Source organism: Porphyromonas canoris, assembly GCF_000769115.1.
Lineage (GTDB): Bacteria > Bacteroidota > Bacteroidia > Bacteroidales > Porphyromonadaceae > Porphyromonas_A > Porphyromonas_A canoris.
In genome coordinates this window covers 94,214-115,842 of record NZ_JQZV01000006.1, presented here as the reverse complement: position 1 = coordinate 115,842, position 21,629 = coordinate 94,214, and the positions used below count along the sequence as shown (strand labels likewise).

Sequence of the window (21,629 nt, the reverse complement as noted above, 5' to 3'; positions counted from 1 at the left end):
CTACTTTTTAGCCTCAAGGGCATTTATAAATCGCTCTATTTCTACTTCGTAAGCTGCCTTATCTTCTCTTCTCAAAGAGGAAAGGCGGTTCAAATCTTCCTCCATCTCTTCCGGGATGGTCGCCTTGAAATGCTTGGCAAAAGCCTGAAGCACTCTGGGCTGCTTATATTTTGTTCGCAGAGCCAGCTGCAATCCTTCCTTCTCGAAAGAGAGTGGAAACTGAACGGGAGAGAAGTCCGCCCTGCTAAGATCCATATAGAGAAGAGAGTGTATGGCTGCTCTCCGACAGACGGACTCGTTCAAAGAGGGATCGTCTGTTGCGGCAATCACAATCTCGAAACCATCCAATGCTTCTCCCCGATAGGCTCTCTGCTCCAGTCTCAATGCGTTGTCCGAACGGTGCCGGAGCAGTCTCTCCGAAAAAGCAGGAGCCATGACCGTGGTCGCCACACCGTAACGCAACAGCGTCTCCACCTTTATGGCTGCCCCTTCGCCCCCGCCTATCACCAGAGCCGAAAGCCTGTCCGGTCTGAGCATCAAGGGAAGATAGCCCCTCTCGCACGGCTCCGGCTCGAACACCGGATGCTTCCACACTTTTCCATGTAGCGCATAAGGCCTTGCCAGATGCGCCTCTTCCGGCAGTGTCGGATGCAGGAAAAGCTCTTCGGGGGAGAGTCTTGCCGCCAGTTCGCCTCTGTTAATCACCCACACTTCATCGCCCCACGCATACGCCAGATCGGCATCGTGAGTGGAGAGAAGTACGCCCTTGCCTTCTGCCACAAGGCTGTCTATCAGAGCCATCACCTTTTGAGTGTAGAGATGATCGAGGTTTGCCGTAGGCTCGTCAAAGATGACAAACGACGGATCAAGCACTAAAACCGAAACGATGGCAACCCATTTCCGCTGTCCGTCACTCAACAAATGAGGCGGTTTTTCTGCCAAAGCGGTAAGCTCGTACTGCTCAAGGATCTCATCCAAAAGAGATTCAAACCGTTTGTCGCCCCGTCTTCCCGCTCCGCTGTTGATGAGTCCGAAAGCGATCTCATCCCTGACCGAAGGGGTAAAAAGCTGGTGATTGGAGTTTTGAAAAACAAAGGCAACCTTCTGCCGGAGCACCTCCTGCCCCCGTTTTCCATGCGGAATCTCCTCTCCATCGAGCAGGATAGCCCCCGAAAGAGGAGGCAAAAGACCGGTAAGTGTCTTGAATAACGTACTCTTCCCTGCACCGTTGCACCCCATTACCACCACTTTTCTGCCTGACTCCACAGAGAGTGAAAGATGCTCCACAACCCTTTTGCCCTTTTCGTAGCCAATGGCAAGATCTTGGAGCCGAAGCGTCATCCCGGACTGCCTGCCACCTTGTTCCGGTTCGGACATCCCGTAAGAGCGAGAGTAAAGCCCGTCCATCATTTTGTCCGACTCGTGCAGAGCCAGCACAACGGTCTGCCCCAAGAGAAGAGCCGCATGCCCGGGGCGTTCGCTCCGAACAGCATATCCGCCTCTCAACTTCTGAGCCGTAAAGATCTGCTGAGCCGTCTCCATAAGGATATGAATATAGCGGTAAACATACTCCATCAGCTCCACAGCCAGGGCAGGCACTTTAAGCCGTCGCATCTCTTGGATCATGGAGTAGAACGGGACGAGATGAAGCAGAGCCAGCAGCACGGAATAGCCGGCAAAGCAACGCGCCAAAAGCAGAAGAAACATATCAATGCCGGAAGAGGTTATCCCCCACCCGTATCTGCTCCATACCACTTCGTCCGCCACGCTTCCGGGAGGAACTCGCTCTATGAGTACCGGCAAGACTCCCAAAAGAATGAACAGAGGGACAAGGATAAGCCCTCTCTTGGATCTGCTCTGCCCTTTTACCGGGACAAAGAGAAGCACGCCGAGAATGGAAACAAACACCGCCAACAGCATCTCTATCCATGGGACAGCTACCACCACGACTATCAGCAGCAGTGCAAGCAGAAGTATCGTTCTATTATGTCGGTCAGGTAAGATCACGAACCTTTTTTCACCAACTTCTTATATGCAATGGCAAAAATAGCGATGCCTATCACGATCTGAACAAAGAACAGCACCGGCTCCATCGTTTCCGAAGGCTCATAACCGAAAGAGAAATCCATAGGCTCGAAGCCCGGTACCAATGTAGAGATCATTTCTCCGGCGGCATCATCCGTTCCCTCTCCGAAGTCGATAAAGTTGCCCACTACAGGTACAAGAAGAAACAGAATGCTCAGGATGACAAGAAGAATGGTGTACTTATGCTTTTTCATGACTAACGGCTTTTGATGTGAAATAGGTGGAAACACCCTGACGTACCAGTATGCGGTACACAAAAAGGGTGATAACGCTCTCGACTATGGCTAATGGAACTTGAGTAACAGCAAAGATACCCAAAAACTTCATCGCCGCACCGAAGACTCCGGTGGCAGACTCCGGCAAAAAGAGAGCCAGCTGAAACGATGTGGTAACATACGTAGACATGGAGCCGATAAAGGTAGCCAGAACAATGCCGACACTATCGGACAAACCGATCTTCTTAACACCCTTGTACACGCCATAGGCTACAAAAGGTCCTACAATACCGAGAGAAAAGACGTTCGCTCCCAATGTGGAGAGACCGCCATGCGCAAGCAAAAGGGTCTGAAACAGCAGAACGATGACACTCACGAGCGGTATGGCTTGCGGTCCTACAAGCACCGTACCGAGAGTGGTACCCGTAAGGTGGCTGCTGCTACCATTGACAGAAGGCAGCTTGAGCGCACTCAGGATGAAGACAAAAGCTCCGGAAAGAGCAAGCGTCAGCTTTGCTTTGGGGTCTTGAGCCACTCGCTTACGAATGTAGATAAAGCTCCAAACCACAAACGGAAGGGATAACACGTACCAAATGGCACACCAGTTCAACGGCATATAGCCCTCCATGATGTGCATAGCGTGTGCAGGCGTGGCAAAGAGCACCGCTAAAAGAAGAGCATAAAAAAGTTTGTTCATCTGTTGTAATGTTGATTTCTGTTTATACTGTTAGTTGCAATGCAGTCTCTTTCAAGCTCAAAAAACCTCACTCTCTTCGGCATCTCCACACCGGGAAAGTGTCATTCCGTCTTAGAAAAAGTCTTAAAACCAAAAAGATAAACGAAGATACGAAAAGTTTACGGATTCTTTCGGCAGGATGATACCCGACAACTCTCACCTCTTCACTTCTTTAAGAGCAGTCCAAAGCTCCGGAGCACTCCCCTTTCTTCGTTACACAATTCGGATAAACCCTATAAATAGTTCTGATGAATGGAGTAAAAAGCTGCTCCGATCCCTTTAATATCTCAAAATCCGGATTTGAAGCGTGGAAATCAAAGCGTAGAGTGTGGCAATCAAGCCATGAAGTGTACAAATCGGCACTTGAAAAGCAAAAACCAAGCCTTGACTTCATCTTCCAAACATGATAAACCGTTCTTTTAATGCCTTTTAGCTGCTCTTTTGAACCCGTTCCGAACAAATCTCATCGCCACAACTCCAAATCTCCACAACAATATCTTCCCCAAAACACCTATCGCATCCCCCAACCGATTCCCGATACTCCGAAAACAGAACGCAACCACCACCATCCCCAAACAGCATCGGCTCATCCCAAAAGAATCTCGTGATGCTCTATAACCACAACAACCCATCATTCCAAAACAGCTTCAGCTCACCCTCCTATCTTTTCTCTTGTTATGGTCTATCTATTTATCTTTCTATCCTTGTATTCACCCTCTATCAGCAATAACACTTTCCTCTTGTATTTTCTAAGCAATATCATGAAGTTTACTTATACCCCTTCAGTTCAAATGACACCCGATAAGATGGGTATCAATGAGTTTTTCAGTGAGGTTTTCCCATAATCCTTCAATTCAGCCCCTTTTTACTATCCCAACAAAATAGTACTCACCCTTCTTATAGCATACTCGCCTCCAAACCTCTATTTCACAAAAAAAAGAGAGGTGCAAGCATCGCTCGCACCTCTCAATATATTCAAGTTAGATTTAGAACCCAACTGTGATCTCAAAGTCTATTAGATACCAGGTCTTGGAACAATCTTGAAGACTGCATAACCCTTAACTCCGGCATAACCGCGTCTGAATGTAGCCCACAAGCCATTAGGAGCTTCTCCTACTACAAGTGTAGCCGGATTACCCTTTATTCCATTGAAACCTTGTTGGATTGCTGTCTTGTTAAGGACAGGAATACGGAACCAGATTTCAGATGTAATACCTGTCAAGTTTCCTTGCCATTCTACAGTCCAAGTATCCTCGTGAGTAGCACTATCATATGCTCCTACGATATCAATGAATCTCGGATGGTGTGTAGAAATAGATGTCATATCTTTCGGAATTGGTTGCCATGTAGCACCCTTATCGTTAGATACTTCCATGTACTTGTAGTCAATATGAGTATCATCTCTCAATGGGAATGTTAGACGCTCTTCAAGACCATACCATTGAGCAAGTTTCTTAGGAGCAAACTTAGCATCTCCATTGATAGTTTCAGAAGGATCAAATCTTGCTACCAAGTGACCAATACCTTGAGAGTTTGTAACTCCTGCATCACCATGGTCAAACAGACCGCGATAAATCTTAGCAGAAGTATCTCTTGTATGGAAGTTAAACTCGAATGTTTGCTTATCTTGCTTATCTGTCAACACAACAGTAGTAAACTTAACACGTAGAGCTCTTTCAAACTTCACAGCGAAGTCCTTAATGTAGTAATAGTTGTTATTAGCAAACTTTTCAGGATTCGGATCTGTATCAGGAGCCTCATGGTTGATGTCTGTAACCATACGCACCTTCAAGAGTTTCTCCATGTCGTCTACACGTTCAAGAGAAGAGTCTTCTGCATCGGTAGTAAGCATATTGTGAGGATAACCTACAGAGTGAGGTCTGTGGTTGCTCATCAAGTAACTGTATAGACGGTCTCCACCTGTAGAGATAGAAATACGCAAGCGTTCCCATCCGTCAGCATCTCTTGCGATCCAAGCAGCTATATTAGAAGGCTGATCTTTCACGTAGATCTGAGTCAAATAGTTCTTATCATCACGCTTAAATACGAAACCAGCGTCAACAAGATCTTGATCATAAACGAACTCGAATCTTGCTCTGTATTGTGGAGCCTCACCTGGTTCTACGCTATTAGAGTCAACAATCTTTTCAGTAGTTATAAGGATGTTAGACTTATCATTTTCAACCAACTTGAATGCTTCAGTAAGGTCTACCTTATAGCCATTTTCAGACAAGAATTCATAACCACCTGCAATAGTGTTTTGGATTCTTGCATATTGAGCTCTGATGATATCTGTATTCGGGATCCAGTTATGAGCATTTTCTGCCTTGCTAACAGAGATTTCACGAAGCGCAACACGGAACTTGAATGTCAAGTAAAGGTCACGACCTTGTTGTACATTACCTGTCTTGTATTGTAGCTTGTAAGTAATGCTATAATCACCGGCCGGAGCCTTATCGTCTACATAAACGATAAACGAGTTAGCATCAAATTCATATCTGATAAGAACATGGTCGAAGGCATCAACTTCATCAACACCCGTAGCATCAACATTTTCAGTATCATTTACATGGTTATAATCTGCTGCCTCGAAAGATTGCTCAATTATTTCAGAGTTATCACCATTGATAATGTAAGCACTCTTGAACTCTGCTGCAGAGTTGATTGTAGGCAACTGCTTCAAGATAGGATTGATGTCACCAGGGTTAGGAAGAGCATTAGAAATACCCCAAGAATTCTTCGCATTCAATGGGTTCATCCAGCGTGCAACCACAGTGTTATCATTAGCATTTTCGAAGTTTACAATTTGACCTCCTACAGGCTTATCAGTACCAAACATCTTGTGATAGTAAGGAATGTTTCTGTAAGAAGTGAATTTATCTGCATCTTCTGGTTCGTCTTGAGTAAAGTCAAATGTCCAATGAGCATCACTCCAACCTGTTGTAGATTCTACGATCTTAACAACCAAATAACCTACAGGCTGACGAACGTCACACTTAGAGTTAACTTGTGTAACCTTAACAATCACCTTCTTATTGTTAGAAGCAGAGATTTGATCAGCTTTAACTTTAAGCTTGCTACCTTCGATAGTTGTATAAACGTGAGTAGTGTTTGTATTACCATCAATGATAACAATATTGTGATTATCATCTTCGTATGCTACTTGCTCAAATTCGTAAACAGGCTTAGCATAAACCGGTTTGTCTGTGTATGGTTCACCAAATGCACCAAACTCATTGTAGAAATGGCGGAATGGATCTCCAGTAACAACCTTTTCATTCTTATAATCACCGCCATCTTGAGGATAGTAGAAAGATGTTACATAGTCATAAAGATCGATCTCTCCTTGGATAGGAGCAGCATTTGCAATAGGAGTACCGGACCACATAAGAACGTTCCAGTTCTTTTCATCGTTTCCAAGAACGGCTTCGTCCTCATTTGCCCAAGTAGTAGCCTCAGCAAGAGTTCTCTTAAGAAGACGAGATGTCAAAACAGGCTTACCCGGTTTACCCAACTCTACAAGACCCTTTTCACCAACAACTTCAGCAAGTTTGATTTGAGTAGGGATAAGTTGAGTATTAACGTGTTCTGTAGACTTCACACGAAGCTTAGCAGGAGTTTGTCCTTCTTTTCTCTTAATATCGTTAGTAAGAGCTGTAACAACGATAGAAAGACCTCTTTTGCCACCCTTTGCTCCATAGTTAACATTAGGAGTAGTAGCGTCTTCGTCCACGGTCATAACAACATGAGGTCCAAAGTTAGCTTCTTCAAGAACATTATCACCATGGAAGAACTCATTGCCCCACCAAGTGTCGTTACCAAACACTTCACAAGCTTCTGCTCCCTTAATATGAACAGGAATGTAGATGATATCACCCTTTTGAGTAACCTCACCATTGATGTGAACATCAACCTTAGAGGAGTGATCTTCTACACCATCGTCAGCAGAACGAGTAGTGATTTGGAAGTTCAAGCTTTCGATAGTAAAGTCTTCACCAAGCTTTGCATTAGATGGGCTAACGCGATACATCAACACGTGATCAGCTGTATAGTCACCTGCAAAATAGTACAACTTCATAGTCTTTTCAGAAGGAAGACCACGAGTTGGGATGAATGTAAGACCTTCAAGTTGCTTAGAAAGTGTAAGGATGTTAGCAGCGTTGAATCCGATCATCTTTTCCAACTCTTTATCCTTATCGTCCAATTCTTTCTTATAACGCTCAACCTTAGCATCCAAATTTTCAATAGCAGTCTTGTTTGCTTCGATCAGACCCTTAAGTTCGTCATACTTCTCTTGCAATTCGGTCTTAAGAGCTTCGATAGCGGCCTTGTTTTCGTTAATCTTAGCAAGGTGATCTTCAAGAGACTTATCGATACCATCAAGTCTGGCATTGATTTCCTTAAGCACTTCAGACTCGCCATTAACAAGCTTCAAGACTCCTTCCAAAGCAGCAATTCTCTTACCAAGTTCATCTTCAACCTTAGCGATCTTTGCATTAAGTCTATCTTCCAAAGCCTTAACTTCGTCTTTTGTAGCAGCCTTAGCAAGCTTAGCTTCGAGATCAGCCAACTTAGCATCTACTTGAGCCTTATAAGCATTGAATGTTTCAAGGGAAACAAGCTTAGCCATAAGCTCTTTCTTTGCATCTTCAAGCTCCTTCTTTGTAGCGGCATTAGCCTCCACTGAAGCAACTTTTTCCTCAAGAGCTTTCACCTTGCCTGCAACAGTAGTCACATCGCCTTTAAGGTCCGTGATCTTCTTTTCAAGCTCAGCTTTCGTAGCCTTAAGATCGTTAGCAGCACCGGCCTTGTAAGCTTCTAGAGCTGCCTCGATTTTCTTAATATCATCATCATAATCCTTACAACTTGTCACAGTGAAAAGCACAGCAACAAGCGCAAGCATAATGAATCTGAAAGAAAAGTTTCTTTTCATAAAACAATAACATTTAGAGTTAGTAAATAAAAATTTGATTCGTATGCTGTATTGGGTTAATACTTCTAGTTTATCAATATCAATTCGATCCTTTTGAGAGATCAGTTATTTCAACACCTGAAGATCTTTCTAAAAGATGCCACACCACGCTTCTAAGACAAAAATCTTATGATAGACAATGAGACATCCACTTTTAACATATTCACCAATGAGAGAAAGAAAAAAAAGAAGAAAATTTTAGGCAAAAAGCAACAAAACCCAAAGATAAGGGAGATAAAAAGACGACAAAAACGAACCATAAATGTGGCCACAGATGGACGCTAATCTCCTTAATATCTCATACTTACGCCAAAGCAGACTTCTTCTCGTCTTACTCTACAAGAGCAAAGGTAGGAAATATTATCATAAATACAAACATTTCCACAGCCAAAACCGCGTATAAAAGAGGAATAGAAGCACCGAGGACGAGAGAAAAAGAGAGAAAATCCCCCCCTTTGGTTCTGTTCTCTGAATAGAGATTTGACTTTACCTCTATTCACTATTCTTAAATGTCTAACCGGGAAAGTGTGTAAGAATTGATCTCCAGATGATTAAGAACGCTTCCCTCTTTACGCTTCTCCTGACAACGAGACAAGAATAACAATAAAAAGGGGGTGTCAGATGAATCTGATACCCCCTTTGAATGTATATCTGAATATAGTTCATTGTAAGAGTTACGCTTCTGCTGCCTCAGATTGAGGTTGAGCTGCAGGAGCAGACTCTGTTGCTTTCTTGCGTGAACGACGTGTACGAGGTTGCTTAGCAGTCTCTTTCTTTTCCTTAAGCATGTTTTCGTTGTAGTCCACAAGCTCTATAATACACATCTGAGCATTATCACCAAGACGGAATCCTGTCTTAAGGATACGAGTGTAACCGCCCGGACGATCCGCAACTTTTTGAGATATATTTTGGAACAACTCTGTTACCGCATATTTATTTTGCAAATAAGAGAAAACAGTACGACGAGAGTGTGTTGTGTCTTCTTTAGAACGATTGATAATCGGTTCTACATACTGTCTTAGTGCTTTTGCCTTGGCAAGAGTGGTCTGAATCCTCTTATGCATAATAAGAGAAGTTGCCATATTTGAAAGCATTGCGTGTCTGTGAGCTGTCTTACGGCCAAGGTGATTGAATTTTTTTCTATGTCTCATCTTCTTATAATTCTTTATCTAATTTGTACTTGGCTACATCCATACCGAACGAGAGTTCCAAACGTTCAAGAAGGTCTTCCAATTCTGTAAGAGACTTCTTACCAAAATTGCGGAACTTTAGAAGGTCTGCCTTAGTGTGCGCAACAAGTTCTCCAAGAGTTTCAACTTCCGCTGCCTTCAAACAGTTGAGAGCACGAACGGAAAGATCGAGTTCAGATAGCGGAGACATGAGCAATTGGCGCATGTGTATTGCATCTTCATCAAACTCAGAGTTGTCATCCGTTATATCACTCTCTAATGCGACATAATCTTCTGCACAAAGAGCGAAATGAGAGATAAGAATCTGCGCTGCACCTTGCAAGGCATCCTTGGGAGAGATAGAACCATCTGTGGTAATCTCTAATGTTAGCTTGTCGTAGTCTGTACGTTGCTCCACACGAGTATTTTCCACTTGGTATTTGACCTGTTTGATGGGTGTAAAGATAGCGTCAATCGCGATCTGTTGAGGGTCATCAAACATTCCCATCATCTCTTCCGCAGGAATCCAAGAGCGTCCTTTTATAATGGTAAGTTGGATGGTAAAGGATACAGATTTATCCAGATTGCAGATAACCTGATCCTTGTTGAGCACTTCAAAACTACTTAGCTTTGCAGAAATATCTGCTGCGGTAAACTGCTCTGTATTTTGAACCTTTATACTAACGGTTTCGCCCTCTTCCCCTTCGACAATACGCTTAAAACGCACTTTTTTCAAATTAAGAATGATGCTGGTAACATCCTCGATCACACCGGGAATGGTAGCAAACTCGTGCTCAACGTTGTCTATCTTGATTGAGTTGATAGCGTAACCCTCCAGAGCCGATAGAAGAATCCTTCTCAAAGCATTACCCACAGTAATACCGTACCCCGGCTCCAGCGGTCTTAGCTCGAACTTCCCGTATGTAGGGGAATCTTCAAGCATGACTACCCTTTCAGGTTTTTGAAATGCCAATAAAGCCATATACTACGTTACTTTGAATAGAGTTCTACAATCAGTTGTTCTTTGATATTTTCAGGGATATCCTCTCTGGAAGGAATGCTAAGAAGCTTACCGGAATAAGAAGCCTTATCCCATTCCAACCATGGATACTTACTTCCGCCGCTTGATGCAAGAGAGTCAACAATCACTTCAAGAGACTTAGATTTTTCTCTAACACCAATCACTTGACCTTGTTTTACGCTATAAGATGGGATATCTACGACCTTTCCATCAACGATAATATGACGGTGGTTAACCAACTGACGTGCAGCAGCACGGGTCTTAGCGATACCAAGACGATACACTATGTTGTCAAGTCGTTGTTCCAGCAATTGAAGAAGAACCTCACCCTTTACACCTTTAGAGCGAGACGCTTTATCGAAAAGATTTCTAAACTGTCTTTCTAAAACACCATAAGTGTATTTTGCTTTCTGTTTTTCGCGCAGCTGAATACCATACTCAGAAGTCTTACGTCTTCTGCTATTGCCGTGTTGTCCCGGAGGATAGTTCTTCTTAGACTTTACGGAGCCAAAGATAGGCTCTCCGAATTTGCGAGCAATTCTCGCCTTAGGGCCTGTATATCTTGCCATAATAAAATTTGATTACATGAAAGCGTACGCATACAGCCGCGATTGTGAGAGATGCTCAATCCATTTATATTTATACGCAGCCTTCATTCTTAATGATTTAAGTAAGTAAAGTGTATTATACTCTTCTTCTCTTAGGAGGACGACATCCATTATGTGGTAGAGGAGTTACGTCTATAATCTCCATAACCTCTATACCTGCACCATGAATAGATCTGATAGCAGACTCACGGCCGTTACCCGGTCCTTTTACATAAACTTTCACTTTACGCAAACCAAGGTCGTATGCAACCTTAGCACAGTCTTGAGCAGCGAGTTGAGCTGCATAAGGAGTATTCTTTTTAGAGCTTCTAAAACCCATCTTACCTGCACTTGACCAAGAGATAACTTGACCTTCTGCATTGGCAAGAGAGATGATGATGTTGTTGAAAGAAGAGTGGATATGCGCTTGCCCAATAGCATCAACGCGAACAACTCTCTTCTTTGCGACTGTCTTTTTTGCCATATTATCTTAACGTATTATTTAGTAGCTTTCTTCTTATTCGCAACTGTTTTCTTCTTTCCTTTGCGAGTTCGGGCATTGTTCTTTGTGCTTTGACCACGCAAAGGGAGATGAAGACGGTGACGTATACCTCTATAGCAACCTATATCCATAAGTCTCTTGATATTAAGAGTCACCTCTGTTCTAAGATCTCCTTCTACCTTATATTCGGCCCCTATAATTTCACGGATCTTAGCTGCCTGATCATCTGTCCAGTCTTTCACCTTGATATCCTTGTTGATACCGGCTTTGTCTAGAATGGAATTAGCACTACTTCTACCTATACCGAAGATATAGGTAAGAGCAATCTCGCCTCTCTTGTTTTGTGGTAGGTCAACACCTACAATTCTTATTGCCATAATATGAGTATATTAATTCCGTTTTAGGAGTGCAAAAGTACGAATTATTTTTGACGTTGTTTCATTTTAGGGTTCTTCTTATTGATAATGTATAAGCGACCCTTACGTCTGACAATCTTACACTCCGGAGTGCGTTTTTTTAGGGATGTTCTTACTTTCATGATGAAATGTATCTTTGTCTTGTTTTATTTGTATCTGAATGATATACGACCTTTTGTAAGATCATACGGAGACATCTCAACCTTCACTCGATCTCCAGGAAGGATTCGAATGTAATGCATACGCATCTTTCCGGAAATGTGAGCTGTAACAACGTGACCGTTGTCCAACTCAACCTTAAACATTGCATTGGAAAGAGCTTCAACGATGACTCCATCTTGTTCTATTGCCGCCTGTTTTGCCATGAACTATAATGATAACTAAAATGTTTGGTAACCTAAGACTTCATATATATAATCAAATGTAGAAAGGACATCTGCCTTACCATCTACAACAGCCACACAATGTTCAAAATGAGCAGAATATTTCCGGTCTCTGGTCCAAACAGACCAACCATCATCCCCGTTTACAATATTCTTAGATCCCATATTGATCATAGGTTCTATACAGATGCATAGTCCTTCTTTCACTTGAAATCCGGTACCTCTTCTTCCATAATTGGGAACTTGAGGTTCTTCGTGCATTTCTCGACCAATACCATGCCCAACAAACTCACGAACAACAGAAAAACCCGCCTTTTCGCAATAGTTTTGTATCGCATAGCCTATGTCTCCAAGCCGACGACCGACTTGTAGCTGCTCGATTCCTAAAGCAAGAGAATCTTTAGTTGTATTCAGAAGTTTCTTTACTTCGGAAGAGACTTCTCCAACAGGAAAAGTAAAAGCACTATCACCCGTAAAACCCATTAGCTTTGTTCCACAATCTACCGATACAATATCTCCCTCTTTAAGTATCACCTTATCGGAAGGAATACCATGTACTATATACTCATTAGGAGACGTACAAATAGATCCGGGAAATCCTGCATATCCTAAAAAAGCAGGAGTAGCCCCATGGTCACAAATGAACTCATTTGCTACAGTGTCAAGTTGCTTAGTTGAAACACCCGGTTTTATATGTTTAGCAACCTCTGCAAGCGTCCGACCAACAAGTTGGTTGGCTGCTCGCAGAAGTTCAATTTCTTCTTTTGTCTTTAGATATACCATAGTCTGAGATCAGTACATGGCACTTGAGCGTCCTTTAATACGTCCACTCTCACTAAATCCGTCATAATGGTGCATGAGCAAATGAGACTCTATCTGTTGAAGAGTGTCAAGAACAACACCGACAAGAATAATTAGAGATGTACCACCAAAGAACTGTGCAAAAGCAGGGTTTATACCCATAGATTCAGACATCGCAAATGTAGGTAGTATTGCTACAACAGCAAGGAAAATAGCTCCGGGAAGAGTGATTTTACTCATCACATCATCCAAAAAGTTCTTTGTTGCCTTGCCTGGTTTTACTCCGGGAATGAAACCATTATTTCTCTTGAGATCTTCTGCCATTTGCGTAGGATTTATCGTAACTGCTGTATAGAAGTACGTAAACAGAATGATCAACAGCGAGAAAACGACTGCGTACAAAACTCCTCTACCATGCATAAAATCAGTAAGCAAAGCGGATGGTTCTGAAGAAGCAAAAGAGTACAAACTCACCGGTAAAAACATAATAGCTTGAGCAAAAATGATCGGCATCACATTTGCAGCATTAACCTTCAAAGGAATGTACTGACGTGCACCACCATATTGCTTATTTCCTACCATTCTCTTGGCATATTGTACCGGAACTCTACGTGTTCCCTGTACCAACAAAATAGCTCCTGCAATAACAAGCAGAAGGAATACAATCTCAAGGATGAAGACATACAGACCTCCTTCGCCTCCAAGTCTTAGAGAAAACTCATTGATGACCGCTTCAGGGAAACGAGCTATGATACCTATTAGAATGATAAAAGAGACACCATTGCCTATACCTTTATCTGTGATCTTCTCTCCAAGCCACAACACAAACATAGAGCCAGCAGTAAGGATTGCCGTTGAAACGACCATAAATCCTAACGTTGAAGGCATAATCACCCCCTCTGCCGCCAATGTATTTCGAGTACCAATAAGGTAAACAGGACCTTGAACAAGAAGAATTAAAATGGTAAGATAACGAGTATATTGATTCATCTTTCTTCTACCACTTTCTCCCTCACGCTGCATCTTTTGGAATGATGGAACCACTATTGCCAGAAGCTGCATTACAATGGATGCAGAAATATATGGCATGATACCTAACGCGAAAATTGATGCATTTGAGAATGCCCCTCCGGAAAACATATCTAATAGCGCCAAAAGGCCCTCTGATGTAGAGTTCTTCAAGGCTAATAGTGCGTTAGGGTCTATACCGGGAAGAACAACAAATGTTCCCAATCGGTATAGAATTACCAAGAAAACAGTGGTAAGGATTCTAGTACGAAGATCCTCAATTTTCCAGATATTTTTGATTGTCTGTACTGCCTTCATTGCATATTAGTTTATCACTGTAGCTGTTCCGCCTTGGGCTTCAATAGCCTCTTTTGCACTTTTAGAGAAAGCATGAGCTTCAACCTTGATAGAGATAGAAAGTTCTCCTCGTCCCAAGACTTTAACTCTGTCATTCTTTCCACACAAACCTCTAGCTACAAGTGTGTCTATATTAAATTCTTTGATATTATTCTCTTGTGAGATCTCGGCAAGAGTATCGAGATTAATTGGAGTATACTCCACTCTGTTGATATTCTTGAAGCCAAATTTAGGAAGGCGACGCTGTATCGGCATCTGTCCCCCTTCAAATCCGATCTTACGAGAGTATCCAGAGCGAGACTGTGCCCCCTTGTGACCTCTGGTAGAAGTACCACCTTTACCAGAACCTGGACCACGACCAACACGCTTACGAGACTTTGTAGATCCTTCTGCAGGACGTAAATTTGATAAATTCATATCTTCAATATTTTATGCCTCAACGATCTCTATGAGGTGTCTCACTTTATGCAAGTTCCCCCTTGTAGCATCATTGTCCGGTAATTCAACCACTCTATTCAACTTATTGAGACCAAGTGAGTCTAGAGCCGCCTTCTGATCTTTCGGACAACGAATACGACTTCTGACTTGTTTAACTTTTACTGTTTTCATCTTTCTCAGCCTTTAAATACTTTTTCTACTGATATACCTCTGGCCTGTGCAACATCCAATGGGCTTCGGAGTTCTGAAAGTGCGGTTATCGTAGCTTTCACCAAGTTATGAGGGTTAGAAGATCCCTTAGATTTCGCCAAGACGTCAGTTACCCCAACACTCTCAAGAACAGCACGCATCGCACCACCGGCCTTTACTCCGGAACCGGTAGAAGCAGGTTTGATAAAAACACGAGCACCACCAAAGCGAGCATATTGTTCGTGAGGGATGGTACCATTATATACAGGAACTTGGATGAGATTTTTCTTTGCGGCTTCAGCTCCCTTAGCTATTGCAGCAGTAACTTCTCCAGCCTTACCAAGTCCCCAACCAACGATACCATCTTCATTTCCAACAACAACAATTGCAGAAAATGTAAATGTACGTCCTCCCTTGGTGACCTTTGTTACTCTGTTTATTGCGACAAGCCTATCTTTAAGCTCCAAGCCATTTGCAGATTTCACTTTATTCATTTCGTTACAGACTTTTACTATTAAAACTTAAGACCAGCTTTACGCGCAGCATCTGCTAGTTCTTTTACTCTACCATGATAAAGGTAGCCATTTCTATCGAACACAACAGTGCTCACACCTGCTTTCATTGCATTTTGAGCAACTATCTCACCCACCTTGGCTGCGATCTCTTTTTTAGGGAGTTTTTCTTCCATCGGGAGAGAGCTTGCAGCTGCAAGAGTTTTGCCAGTTGCATCGTCTATTACCTGAGCATAAATCTGCTTATTACTTCTAAAAACGGTCAAGCGAGGCTTTTCAGCAGTACCAAAAATATTCCTACGCACACGTCTTTTTATTTTTTGTCTTCTTAGAATTTTTGTATTCATAACAATGTTTAGTTTACGTAGAGAGATTATTTACCTGCTGTTTTACCAGACTTTCTTCTGATCACTTCTCCTTCAAACTTAACACCCTTACCCTTGTATGGTTCAGGTTTTCTGAAGCTACGGATCTTTGCACAAACCTGTCCGAGAAGTTGCTTGTCTGCCGATTCAAGAATAATTAGAGGGTTTTTATTTCTCTCCATCTTAGTTTCGACTTTAACCTCAGAAGGAAGTTGAAGATATATCATGTGAGTAAAGCCAAGGGACAACTCTAGAACTTGACCTGTATTTGCGGCTCTATAGCCCACACCAACAAGTTCCAATGTTTTAGTATATCCTTGAGATACTCCAACAACCATATTGTTTATAAGAGATCTGTAAAGACCGTGAAATGCATTGTGTTCTTTTGTCTCTCCTGTCTTATTCACAGTAAGTTGACCGTCATTGATTTCTACCGCAACTCTACTATCCATCTTCTGTGAAAGCTCCCCTTTAGGACCTTTTACCACAATCTGATCGTCATTTACGTTTACGGTTACACCAGCGGGTATTGATATAGGTAATTTTCCAATTCTAGACATAATACTTTCCTCCTAATCAATAAACGTAACACAATACTTCTCCGCCAACTCTAAGTTCGCGTGCTTCCTTGTCTGTCATAACTCCCTTAGAAGTAGAAACGATTGCGATACCAAGACCATTAAGAACACGAGGAAGATCTTTATAACCCACATAACGTCTAAGACCCGGCTTAGATATTCTTTGTAGCTTCTTTATGGCATTAGTTTTAGTAGCCATATTATATTTCAAGGCAACTTTAATAGTACCTCTAGCGCCATCTTGTTCAAACTTATAGTTGAGAATATAGCCTTTTTCAAAAAGGATTTTAGTCATCTCTTGTTTAAGTTTAGACGAAGGGATCTCCACCACTCGGTGATTAGCGCTGATTGCATTACGCAATCTAGTCAGATAATCTGCTATTGGATCTGTCATAAAACTTTTAATTAAATTGATCCGAACAATCGGACAATATTTAACACTTGCTTCAAATACTCAGACGAAAAGAAAGCAGCCAGTTAATTACCAGCTTGCCTTCTTTACTCCGGGGATAAGCCCCTTTGAAGCCATTTCTCTAAATTGAATACGAGAAAGACCGAATAGTCTCATATATCCCTTAGGTCTTCCTGTAATCTTACACCTGTTATGAAGGCGTACTGGTGAAGCGTTTTTAGGAATAGCCTGCAATGCCTCATAATCGCCCTCTGCTTTAAGGCGAGCACGTTTATTAGCATATTTAGCTACCAAGTTTGCCCTTTTCACTTCACGGGCTTTCATTGATTCTTTTGCCATGCTCTTAGTATTTAGTCTTCTTTCTTAGCATTATTGAATGGAAGGCCAAAATGCTTCAACAAAGCGTAACCCTCCTCATCAGTTTGTGCCGATGTTACAAAGGTAATATTCATACCCATTATTTTAGTGATAGAATCCAAATTAATTTCAGGGAAAATAATCTGTTCACTCACACCCAAAGTATAATTACCTCTACCATCAAGCTTACTATTAATACCCTTAAAGTCACGGATACGAGGAAGAGCAACACGCACAAGTCTTTCTAGGAACTCATACATTTTTTCTCTTCTAAGAGTTACCATAACACCAATAGGCATCTTCTTTCTCAACTTAAAGTTTGAGATATCCTTCTTAGAAAGAGTTGCAACTGCTTTCTGTCCTGTAATAGCTGTGAGTTCAGAAATAGCAACATCTATGAGCTTCTTGTCTGCCACAGCCTGACCGATTCCTTGATTGATAACAATCTTCTTAATAGCAGGAACCTGCATTACTGTGGAGTAGCCAAACTCTTTCATAAGAGCAGGAACAATACGCTCCTTATAATCTTTTTGTAGGTTATTTACAGTACTCATTACTTTATCAGCTCTCCAGATTTTTTAGAATAACGAACCAAATTGCCTTTACCATCATCCTTACGACCTATACGAGTAGGTTTTCCCGTAGATGGATCAACCACATTGAGGTTTGAAATATGGATAGGAGCTTCTATCTTAACCAGACCGCCTTGTGGCTGTTTTGCATTAGGCTTAGTAGCTTTAGTAATAACATTTACGCCTTCTACTATAGCTCTCTTTTTTGTGGGATCTACACTGAGTACACGTCCGGTTGCGCCTTTATCTTCACCAGCATTCACATACACAGTATCGCCCTTTTTAATATGTAGCTTACTCATTGTCTTTATGTATATATGTGTATATAATAGTGAAAGAGTTATAGCACTTCGGGTGCCAATGATACCACTTTCATGTTTTTAGTTCTAAGCTCACGAGCTACAGGACCAAAGATACGACTACCACGGATATCGCCGGCTGCATTAAGAAGGACACATGCATTATCATCAAATCTAATGTATGAGCCATCCGGACGTCTGATCTCCTTCTTTGTGCGAACAATAAGAGCTTTCGATACAGCTCCCTTCTTCACATCTGAAGATGGGATCACACTCTTCACTGACACAACAATAACATCTCCTATACCTGCATATCGTCTCTTTGTTCCCCCAAGAACACGAATACAAAGGACCTCCTTTGCGCCGCTATTGTCGGCTACGACTAGTCTTGATTCTTGCTGTATCATGATTATTTCGCTCTTTCAATTATAGAAGTCAATCTCCAACGCTTAGTCTTACTCAAAGGTCTTGTTTCCATGATCCTTACAGTATCGCCTATGTTGCACTCATTTTTCTCATCATGAGCGTGATACTTCTTAGTTTTGTTTACAAACTTACCATAAATGGGGTGTTTCTCTTTCCACTTTACAGCAACAGTTATGGTTTTATCCATCTTATTGCTAGAGACAACGCCCTGTCTTACTTTTCTTAAATTTCTTTCCATAAGGTAGGGACATTAATTAGTTTCTGATATTCTTTCGTGAAGAATAGTTTTAAGTCTTGCCACGAATTTACGCTTAGCTGTAATATCCGATGGCTTGTCTAGTGGAGTAACAGCATGAACAAGAAGCATCTTATTGTAAGCTTCTTCTTCAGCTTGGAGTCTTTCCTTTAGCTCCTCTATGCTCAGCTCTCTTATTTCTTTACTCTTCATTTTCGATTACGCATTAGTTTTGTGTTCATAATCTCTGCGAACAACAAATTTTGTTGTTACAGGCAACTTCTGTGCTGCAAGTCGAAGAGCTTCTTTAGCCACGGCAAATGGAACTCCTTCTACTTCGAACAGCATACGACCGGGAGTAACTGGTGCCACAAAACCTTCCGGAGCACCTTTACCTTTACCCATACGCACTTCGGCTGGCTTCTTAGTAATAGGCTTATCAGGGAAAATACGTACCCAAACTTGACCTTGACGTTGCATATATCTTGTTACAGCAATACGAGCAGCTTCAATCTGTCTACCGGTAATCCACTTGCTTTGAAGCGATTTGATACCAAAAGAACCGAAAGAAAGCTGATTACCTCTCTGAGCCACACCTCTCATGCGACCTTTTTGCTGCCTTCTAAATTTAGTTTTTTTAGGTTGTAACATGATGATAAATCTTTCTTCTTACATTAACGGTTCTGTCTTCTTCCTCGGCGAGCATCTCTACCACCTCTATTATTTTCACGTCTGCCGGATTCCTTAGCAGCTGTAAAATTAGGAGTCAACTCTCTCTTACCGTACACTTCACCTTTACAGATCCAAACCTTTATACCAAGTAGACCTACCTTAGTAAGAGCTTCCGCATGACAATAGTCAATATCCGCTCTCAAAGTATGAAGTGGAGTACGTCCTTCTTTAAACATTTCCGAGCGAGCCATTTCTGCTCCGTTAAGACGTCCGGAGATTTGAATCTTGATACCTTCCGCTCCGGCTCTCATGGTAGAAGCAATAGCTGTCTTTATAGCTCTTCTGTAAGCCATCTTACCCTCCAACTGGCGAGCAATAGTATTTGCTACAATAACAGCATCAAGTTCAGGTCTTCTTATCTCAAAAATATTAAGCTGAACATCTTTATCTGTGATCTTCTTAAGCTCCTCTTTCAACTTATCAACCTCTTGACCTCCCTTTCCGATAATAAAACCGGGGCGAGAAGTACAGATTGTTATTGTGATAAGTTTGAATGTACGCTCTATAACTATACGAGATACACTTGCTTTAGCCAAACGAGCATCGAGGTACTTACGTAGCTTACTGTCTTCATAAATTGTATCGGCAAAATCTTTCTTTTTACCAAACCAGTTAGAATCCCATCCACGTACGATACCCAAACGGTTACTTATTGGATTAATCTTTTGTCCCATCTAAAATTAGTTTTTTACAGATGAATTAAGTGTATCTACATATAGAGTTACATGATTAGATCTCTTACGGATTCTATAACCTCTTCCCTGTGGAGCAGGTCTCAATCTCTTCAGAGTCACAGCCTCATCAACAAATACTCTACTTACAAACAGCTCACCATCGTCGGCACGACGTTCGTTCTTTGCTTCCCAATTGGCAATAGCAGAACGGAGCAGTTTTTCAACTCTTCTTGAGGCTTCCTTGTTTGAAAACTGAAGCACACCCAGAGCTCTGTTTACTTCCATTCCTCTCACCATGTCCACCACATATCTCATCTTACGAGGAGAAGTAGGAACATTGTTAAGCTTTGCGAAGTAGAGTGTTTTATTATTTTCTTTACGTGCGTTTGCCGACACTTGTTTTCTTTTACCCATAATGTGTTCTTAGTTGTTCTATATTACTATTACTTACTTTGGGATCGCTTAACGCTTCTTATTGCCACCATGTCCACGGAACGTACGTGTTGGAGAAAACTCCCCAAGTTTATGCCCTACCATATTTTCTGTGATGAAAACAGGGATAAACTTGTTACCATTATGGACAGCAACTGTATGACCCACAAAGTCCGGAGAAATCATCGTAGCTCTTGACCACGTCTTGATCACAGACTTCTTACCACTTTCATTCATGGCAAGAATCTTCTTCTCCAACTTCACATTGATATATGGTCCTTTTTTTAATGAACGACTCATAGTTTTTCTTTTCTAAAATAAGTTTACTTCTTTCTTCTTTCTATGATGTACTTAGAAGAGTGCTTTTTAGGAGCTCTTGTCTTCAAGCCCTTAGAATAAAGACCTGTACGAGAGCGAGGGTGACCTCCGGAAGCACGTCCTTCACCACCACCCATTGGGTGATCCACCGGGTTCATTACCACACCACGGTTATGCGGTCTTCTACCCAACCAGCGAGAGCGACCGGCCTTACCGGAACGTTCAAGAGCGTGGTCGGAGTTACCGACACCACCAATAGTTGCTTTACAAGCAGAAAGAATTCTACGAGTCTCTCCTGAAGGCATCTTAATCACAGCATAAGTACCTTCTCTGGAGGTAAGTTGAGCAAACGCACCGGCACTTCTCACAAGCTTAGCACCTTGACCGGGTCTAAGTTCGATATTGTGAATTACAGAACCGATAGGAATGTTTTGAAGTGGCAAGGCATTTCCAACTTCGGGAGCTGCCTGGCTACCTGACATCACTGTTTGTCCCACTTGCAAGCCGTCAGGTGCAACGATATAGGTCTTTACACCATCTACATAGTAAAGTAGGGCAATACGAGCTGATCTGTTTGGATCGTACTCGATGCTCTTAACGGTTGCCGGGATACCATCTCTATTTCTCTTGAAATCAATAAGTCTGAAACGCTTTTTGTGACCGCCACCAATATAGCGCATTGTCATCTTACCGGTGTTGTTACGACCACCGGTACGCTTCTTACCCACAACAAGAGATTTCTCTGGCGCACTTGCAGTGATCTTATCGAATGCGCCAATAACTTTGTGTCTCTGCCCAGGGGTAGTGGGCTTCAATTTACGTATTCCCATTTCTTAAA

The 21,629-nt window shown here is 42.1% G+C and carries 31 protein-coding genes; 1 reads left to right on the top strand and 30 read right to left on the bottom strand.

Annotated elements, in window-relative coordinates; all coding sequences use genetic code 11:
* Genes HQ43_RS09430 through HQ43_RS03210 form a run of 3 tightly spaced genes read right to left on the bottom strand, consistent with a single transcriptional unit; the run spans position 1 to position 2,997 of the window.
* Positions 1 to 2,007, bottom strand: a complete 2,007-nt coding sequence (locus HQ43_RS09430) for an ATP-binding cassette domain-containing protein (protein ID WP_052103044.1) — start codon at positions 2,005 to 2,007, stop codon at positions 1 to 3.
* Positions 2,004 to 2,279, bottom strand: coding sequence for an energy-coupling factor ABC transporter substrate-binding protein (locus HQ43_RS03215; RefSeq protein WP_036789616.1), 276 nt, complete (start codon positions 2,277 to 2,279; stop codon positions 2,004 to 2,006). The genes HQ43_RS09430 and HQ43_RS03215 overlap by 4 nt, the downstream gene beginning before the upstream one ends.
* The gene (locus HQ43_RS03210; RefSeq protein ID WP_036789610.1) at positions 2,266 to 2,997 is read right to left on the bottom strand and encodes an energy-coupling factor ABC transporter permease; all 732 of its coding nucleotides are present in this window, start codon (positions 2,995 to 2,997) and stop codon (positions 2,266 to 2,268) included. Before HQ43_RS03210 ends, HQ43_RS03215 begins: the two co-directional genes overlap by 14 nt.
* A gap of 287 nt (positions 2,998 to 3,284) precedes the next feature.
* On the opposite strand from HQ43_RS03210, the gene HQ43_RS09865 reads away from it, so the two are divergent.
* Positions 3,285 to 3,443, top strand: coding sequence for a hypothetical protein (locus HQ43_RS09865; protein ID WP_161785877.1), 159 nt, complete (start codon positions 3,285 to 3,287; stop codon positions 3,441 to 3,443).
* 608 nt (positions 3,444 to 4,051) lie between these two features.
* On the opposite strand, the gene HQ43_RS03205 is transcribed toward HQ43_RS09865, so the two are convergent.
* The 27 genes from HQ43_RS03205 to rplB all read right to left on the bottom strand — a co-directional run bounded on the left by HQ43_RS03205 (position 4,052) and on the right by rplB (position 21,621).
* On the bottom strand, positions 4,052 to 7,969 hold the full coding sequence (locus HQ43_RS03205) for a coiled-coil domain-containing protein (protein ID WP_036789608.1): 3,918 nt from the start codon (positions 7,967 to 7,969) through the stop codon (positions 4,052 to 4,054).
* Between the two features lie 713 nt (positions 7,970 to 8,682).
* The gene (gene rplQ, locus HQ43_RS03200; RefSeq protein WP_036789603.1) at positions 8,683 to 9,159 is read right to left on the bottom strand and encodes a 50S ribosomal protein L17; all 477 of its coding nucleotides are present in this window, start codon (positions 9,157 to 9,159) and stop codon (positions 8,683 to 8,685) included.
* A 4-nt stretch (positions 9,160 to 9,163) separates the two neighbouring features.
* A complete protein-coding gene (locus HQ43_RS03195) occupies positions 9,164 to 10,159 on the bottom strand; it encodes a DNA-directed RNA polymerase subunit alpha (RefSeq protein WP_036789602.1) in 996 nt (331 codons plus the stop codon).
* Positions 10,160 to 10,167: 8 nt separating this feature from the next.
* Complete coding sequence (gene rpsD, locus HQ43_RS03190) at positions 10,168 to 10,767, bottom strand: 30S ribosomal protein S4 (RefSeq protein WP_036789600.1); 600 nt, start codon at positions 10,765 to 10,767, stop codon at positions 10,168 to 10,170.
* A 115-nt stretch (positions 10,768 to 10,882) separates the two neighbouring features.
* Positions 10,883 to 11,269: a 30S ribosomal protein S11 gene (rpsK, locus tag HQ43_RS03185; protein ID WP_036789598.1), complete on the bottom strand. Its 387-nt coding sequence runs from the start codon at positions 11,267 to 11,269 to the stop codon at positions 10,883 to 10,885.
* Positions 11,270 to 11,283: 14 nt separating this feature from the next.
* Entirely contained in the window at positions 11,284 to 11,664 is a 381-nt protein-coding gene (gene rpsM, locus HQ43_RS03180; RefSeq protein ID WP_036789593.1) for a 30S ribosomal protein S13, read from the bottom strand.
* Positions 11,665 to 11,708: 44 nt separating this feature from the next.
* On the bottom strand, positions 11,709 to 11,825 hold the full coding sequence (rpmJ, locus tag HQ43_RS09635; protein ID WP_081964525.1) for a 50S ribosomal protein L36: 117 nt from the start codon (positions 11,823 to 11,825) through the stop codon (positions 11,709 to 11,711).
* A gap of 24 nt (positions 11,826 to 11,849) precedes the next feature.
* Positions 11,850 to 12,068: a translation initiation factor IF-1 gene (gene infA / locus HQ43_RS03175; RefSeq protein WP_036789590.1), complete on the bottom strand. Its 219-nt coding sequence runs from the start codon at positions 12,066 to 12,068 to the stop codon at positions 11,850 to 11,852.
* 15 nt (positions 12,069 to 12,083) lie between these two features.
* Positions 12,084 to 12,869 (bottom strand): type I methionyl aminopeptidase, encoded by a 786-nt coding sequence (gene map / locus HQ43_RS03170; RefSeq protein ID WP_036789588.1) that lies wholly within the window; start codon positions 12,867 to 12,869, stop codon positions 12,084 to 12,086.
* A gap of 9 nt (positions 12,870 to 12,878) precedes the next feature.
* A complete protein-coding gene (gene secY, locus HQ43_RS03165; protein ID WP_036789585.1) occupies positions 12,879 to 14,213 on the bottom strand; it encodes a preprotein translocase subunit SecY in 1,335 nt (444 codons plus the stop codon).
* 6 nt (positions 14,214 to 14,219) lie between these two features.
* Positions 14,220 to 14,669: a 50S ribosomal protein L15 gene (gene rplO / locus HQ43_RS03160; protein ID WP_036789582.1), complete on the bottom strand. Its 450-nt coding sequence runs from the start codon at positions 14,667 to 14,669 to the stop codon at positions 14,220 to 14,222.
* A gap of 12 nt (positions 14,670 to 14,681) precedes the next feature.
* Entirely contained in the window at positions 14,682 to 14,861 is a 180-nt protein-coding gene (gene rpmD / locus HQ43_RS03155) for a 50S ribosomal protein L30 (RefSeq protein WP_036789580.1), read from the bottom strand.
* A gap of 5 nt (positions 14,862 to 14,866) precedes the next feature.
* Entirely contained in the window at positions 14,867 to 15,373 is a 507-nt protein-coding gene (rpsE, locus tag HQ43_RS03150) for a 30S ribosomal protein S5 (RefSeq protein ID WP_036789577.1), read from the bottom strand.
* Positions 15,374 to 15,393: 20 nt separating this feature from the next.
* Positions 15,394 to 15,738: a 50S ribosomal protein L18 gene (gene rplR, locus HQ43_RS03145; RefSeq protein ID WP_036789575.1), complete on the bottom strand. Its 345-nt coding sequence runs from the start codon at positions 15,736 to 15,738 to the stop codon at positions 15,394 to 15,396.
* 26 nt (positions 15,739 to 15,764) lie between these two features.
* Positions 15,765 to 16,316, bottom strand: coding sequence for a 50S ribosomal protein L6 (gene rplF, locus HQ43_RS03140; RefSeq protein ID WP_036789573.1), 552 nt, complete (start codon positions 16,314 to 16,316; stop codon positions 15,765 to 15,767).
* Positions 16,317 to 16,332: 16 nt separating this feature from the next.
* Positions 16,333 to 16,728, bottom strand: coding sequence for a 30S ribosomal protein S8 (gene rpsH, locus HQ43_RS03135; RefSeq protein ID WP_036789571.1), 396 nt, complete (start codon positions 16,726 to 16,728; stop codon positions 16,333 to 16,335).
* Positions 16,729 to 16,815: 87 nt separating this feature from the next.
* On the bottom strand, positions 16,816 to 17,085 hold the full coding sequence (gene rpsN, locus HQ43_RS03130; RefSeq protein WP_036789562.1) for a 30S ribosomal protein S14: 270 nt from the start codon (positions 17,083 to 17,085) through the stop codon (positions 16,816 to 16,818).
* A gap of 11 nt (positions 17,086 to 17,096) precedes the next feature.
* A complete protein-coding gene (gene rplE / locus HQ43_RS03125) occupies positions 17,097 to 17,657 on the bottom strand; it encodes a 50S ribosomal protein L5 (protein ID WP_036789559.1) in 561 nt (186 codons plus the stop codon).
* Positions 17,657 to 17,977, bottom strand: a complete 321-nt coding sequence (gene rplX / locus HQ43_RS03120; RefSeq protein ID WP_036789556.1) for a 50S ribosomal protein L24 — start codon at positions 17,975 to 17,977, stop codon at positions 17,657 to 17,659. Before rplX ends, rplE begins: the two co-directional genes overlap by 1 nt.
* A gap of 38 nt (positions 17,978 to 18,015) precedes the next feature.
* Complete coding sequence (rplN, locus tag HQ43_RS03115) at positions 18,016 to 18,381, bottom strand: 50S ribosomal protein L14 (protein ID WP_036789550.1); 366 nt, start codon at positions 18,379 to 18,381, stop codon at positions 18,016 to 18,018.
* Positions 18,382 to 18,383: 2 nt separating this feature from the next.
* Positions 18,384 to 18,638, bottom strand: a complete 255-nt coding sequence (gene rpsQ, locus HQ43_RS03110; protein WP_036789548.1) for a 30S ribosomal protein S17 — start codon at positions 18,636 to 18,638, stop codon at positions 18,384 to 18,386.
* A 12-nt stretch (positions 18,639 to 18,650) separates the two neighbouring features.
* On the bottom strand, positions 18,651 to 18,848 hold the full coding sequence (gene rpmC / locus HQ43_RS03105) for a 50S ribosomal protein L29 (protein ID WP_036789544.1): 198 nt from the start codon (positions 18,846 to 18,848) through the stop codon (positions 18,651 to 18,653).
* Between the two features lie 6 nt (positions 18,849 to 18,854).
* The gene (rplP, locus tag HQ43_RS03100; protein WP_036789542.1) at positions 18,855 to 19,286 is read right to left on the bottom strand and encodes a 50S ribosomal protein L16; all 432 of its coding nucleotides are present in this window, start codon (positions 19,284 to 19,286) and stop codon (positions 18,855 to 18,857) included.
* A 23-nt stretch (positions 19,287 to 19,309) separates the two neighbouring features.
* Entirely contained in the window at positions 19,310 to 20,041 is a 732-nt protein-coding gene (gene rpsC / locus HQ43_RS03095) for a 30S ribosomal protein S3 (RefSeq protein ID WP_036789540.1), read from the bottom strand.
* 6 nt (positions 20,042 to 20,047) lie between these two features.
* Entirely contained in the window at positions 20,048 to 20,455 is a 408-nt protein-coding gene (gene rplV, locus HQ43_RS03090; RefSeq protein WP_036789539.1) for a 50S ribosomal protein L22, read from the bottom strand.
* Positions 20,456 to 20,503: 48 nt separating this feature from the next.
* Positions 20,504 to 20,773 (bottom strand): 30S ribosomal protein S19, encoded by a 270-nt coding sequence (gene rpsS / locus HQ43_RS03085; RefSeq protein WP_036789537.1) that lies wholly within the window; start codon positions 20,771 to 20,773, stop codon positions 20,504 to 20,506.
* Between the two features lie 23 nt (positions 20,774 to 20,796).
* Positions 20,797 to 21,621, bottom strand: a complete 825-nt coding sequence (gene rplB / locus HQ43_RS03080; RefSeq protein ID WP_036789534.1) for a 50S ribosomal protein L2 — start codon at positions 21,619 to 21,621, stop codon at positions 20,797 to 20,799.
* Positions 21,622 to 21,629: the final 8 nt, after the last annotated feature.

Excerpts from the sequence above, each read along its gene's own strand:
- HQ43_RS03215 (WP_036789616.1), bottom strand. The coding sequence starts at position 2,279 with ATGAAAAAGCATAAGTACACCATTCTTCTTGTCATCCTGAGCATTCTG.
- HQ43_RS03210 (WP_036789610.1), bottom strand. The coding sequence starts at position 2,997 with ATGAACAAACTTTTTTATGCTCTTCTTTTAGCGGTGCTCTTTGCCACG.
- HQ43_RS09865 (WP_161785877.1), top strand. The coding sequence starts at position 3,285 with ATGAATGGAGTAAAAAGCTGCTCCGATCCCTTTAATATCTCAAAATCC.
- HQ43_RS03205 (WP_036789608.1), bottom strand. The coding sequence starts at position 7,969 with ATGAAAAGAAACTTTTCTTTCAGATTCATTATGCTTGCGCTTGTTGCT.
- rplQ (WP_036789603.1), bottom strand. The coding sequence starts at position 9,159 with ATGAGACATAGAAAAAAATTCAATCACCTTGGCCGTAAGACAGCTCAC.
- HQ43_RS03195 (WP_036789602.1), bottom strand. The coding sequence starts at position 10,159 with ATGGCTTTATTGGCATTTCAAAAACCTGAAAGGGTAGTCATGCTTGAA.
- rpsD (WP_036789600.1), bottom strand. The coding sequence starts at position 10,767 with ATGGCAAGATATACAGGCCCTAAGGCGAGAATTGCTCGCAAATTCGGA.
- rpsK (WP_036789598.1), bottom strand. The coding sequence starts at position 11,269 with ATGGCAAAAAAGACAGTCGCAAAGAAGAGAGTTGTTCGCGTTGATGCT.
- rpsM (WP_036789593.1), bottom strand. The coding sequence starts at position 11,664 with ATGGCAATAAGAATTGTAGGTGTTGACCTACCACAAAACAAGAGAGGC.
- rpmJ (WP_081964525.1), bottom strand. The coding sequence starts at position 11,825 with ATGAAAGTAAGAACATCCCTAAAAAAACGCACTCCGGAGTGTAAGATT.
- infA (WP_036789590.1), bottom strand. The coding sequence starts at position 12,068 with ATGGCAAAACAGGCGGCAATAGAACAAGATGGAGTCATCGTTGAAGCT.
- map (WP_036789588.1), bottom strand. The coding sequence starts at position 12,869 with ATGGTATATCTAAAGACAAAAGAAGAAATTGAACTTCTGCGAGCAGCC.
- secY (WP_036789585.1), bottom strand. The coding sequence starts at position 14,213 with ATGAAGGCAGTACAGACAATCAAAAATATCTGGAAAATTGAGGATCTT.
- rplO (WP_036789582.1), bottom strand. The coding sequence starts at position 14,669 with ATGAATTTATCAAATTTACGTCCTGCAGAAGGATCTACAAAGTCTCGT.
- rpmD (WP_036789580.1), bottom strand. The coding sequence starts at position 14,861 with ATGAAAACAGTAAAAGTTAAACAAGTCAGAAGTCGTATTCGTTGTCCG.
- rpsE (WP_036789577.1), bottom strand. The coding sequence starts at position 15,373 with ATGAATAAAGTGAAATCTGCAAATGGCTTGGAGCTTAAAGATAGGCTT.
- rplR (WP_036789575.1), bottom strand. The coding sequence starts at position 15,738 with ATGAATACAAAAATTCTAAGAAGACAAAAAATAAAAAGACGTGTGCGT.
- rplF (WP_036789573.1), bottom strand. The coding sequence starts at position 16,316 with ATGTCTAGAATTGGAAAATTACCTATATCAATACCCGCTGGTGTAACC.
- rpsH (WP_036789571.1), bottom strand. The coding sequence starts at position 16,728 with ATGACAGATCCAATAGCAGATTATCTGACTAGATTGCGTAATGCAATC.
- rpsN (WP_036789562.1), bottom strand. The coding sequence starts at position 17,085 with ATGGCAAAAGAATCAATGAAAGCCCGTGAAGTGAAAAGGGCAAACTTG.
- rplE (WP_036789559.1), bottom strand. The coding sequence starts at position 17,657 with ATGAGTACTGTAAATAACCTACAAAAAGATTATAAGGAGCGTATTGTT.
- rplX (WP_036789556.1), bottom strand. The coding sequence starts at position 17,977 with ATGAGTAAGCTACATATTAAAAAGGGCGATACTGTGTATGTGAATGCT.
- rplN (WP_036789550.1), bottom strand. The coding sequence starts at position 18,381 with ATGATACAGCAAGAATCAAGACTAGTCGTAGCCGACAATAGCGGCGCA.
- rpsQ (WP_036789548.1), bottom strand. The coding sequence starts at position 18,638 with ATGGAAAGAAATTTAAGAAAAGTAAGACAGGGCGTTGTCTCTAGCAAT.
- rpmC (WP_036789544.1), bottom strand. The coding sequence starts at position 18,848 with ATGAAGAGTAAAGAAATAAGAGAGCTGAGCATAGAGGAGCTAAAGGAA.
- rplP (WP_036789542.1), bottom strand. The coding sequence starts at position 19,286 with ATGTTACAACCTAAAAAAACTAAATTTAGAAGGCAGCAAAAAGGTCGC.
- rpsC (WP_036789540.1), bottom strand. The coding sequence starts at position 20,041 with ATGGGACAAAAGATTAATCCAATAAGTAACCGTTTGGGTATCGTACGT.
- rplV (WP_036789539.1), bottom strand. The coding sequence starts at position 20,455 with ATGGGTAAAAGAAAACAAGTGTCGGCAAACGCACGTAAAGAAAATAAT.
- rpsS (WP_036789537.1), bottom strand. The coding sequence starts at position 20,773 with ATGAGTCGTTCATTAAAAAAAGGACCATATATCAATGTGAAGTTGGAG.
- rplB (WP_036789534.1), bottom strand. The coding sequence starts at position 21,621 with ATGGGAATACGTAAATTGAAGCCCACTACCCCTGGGCAGAGACACAAA.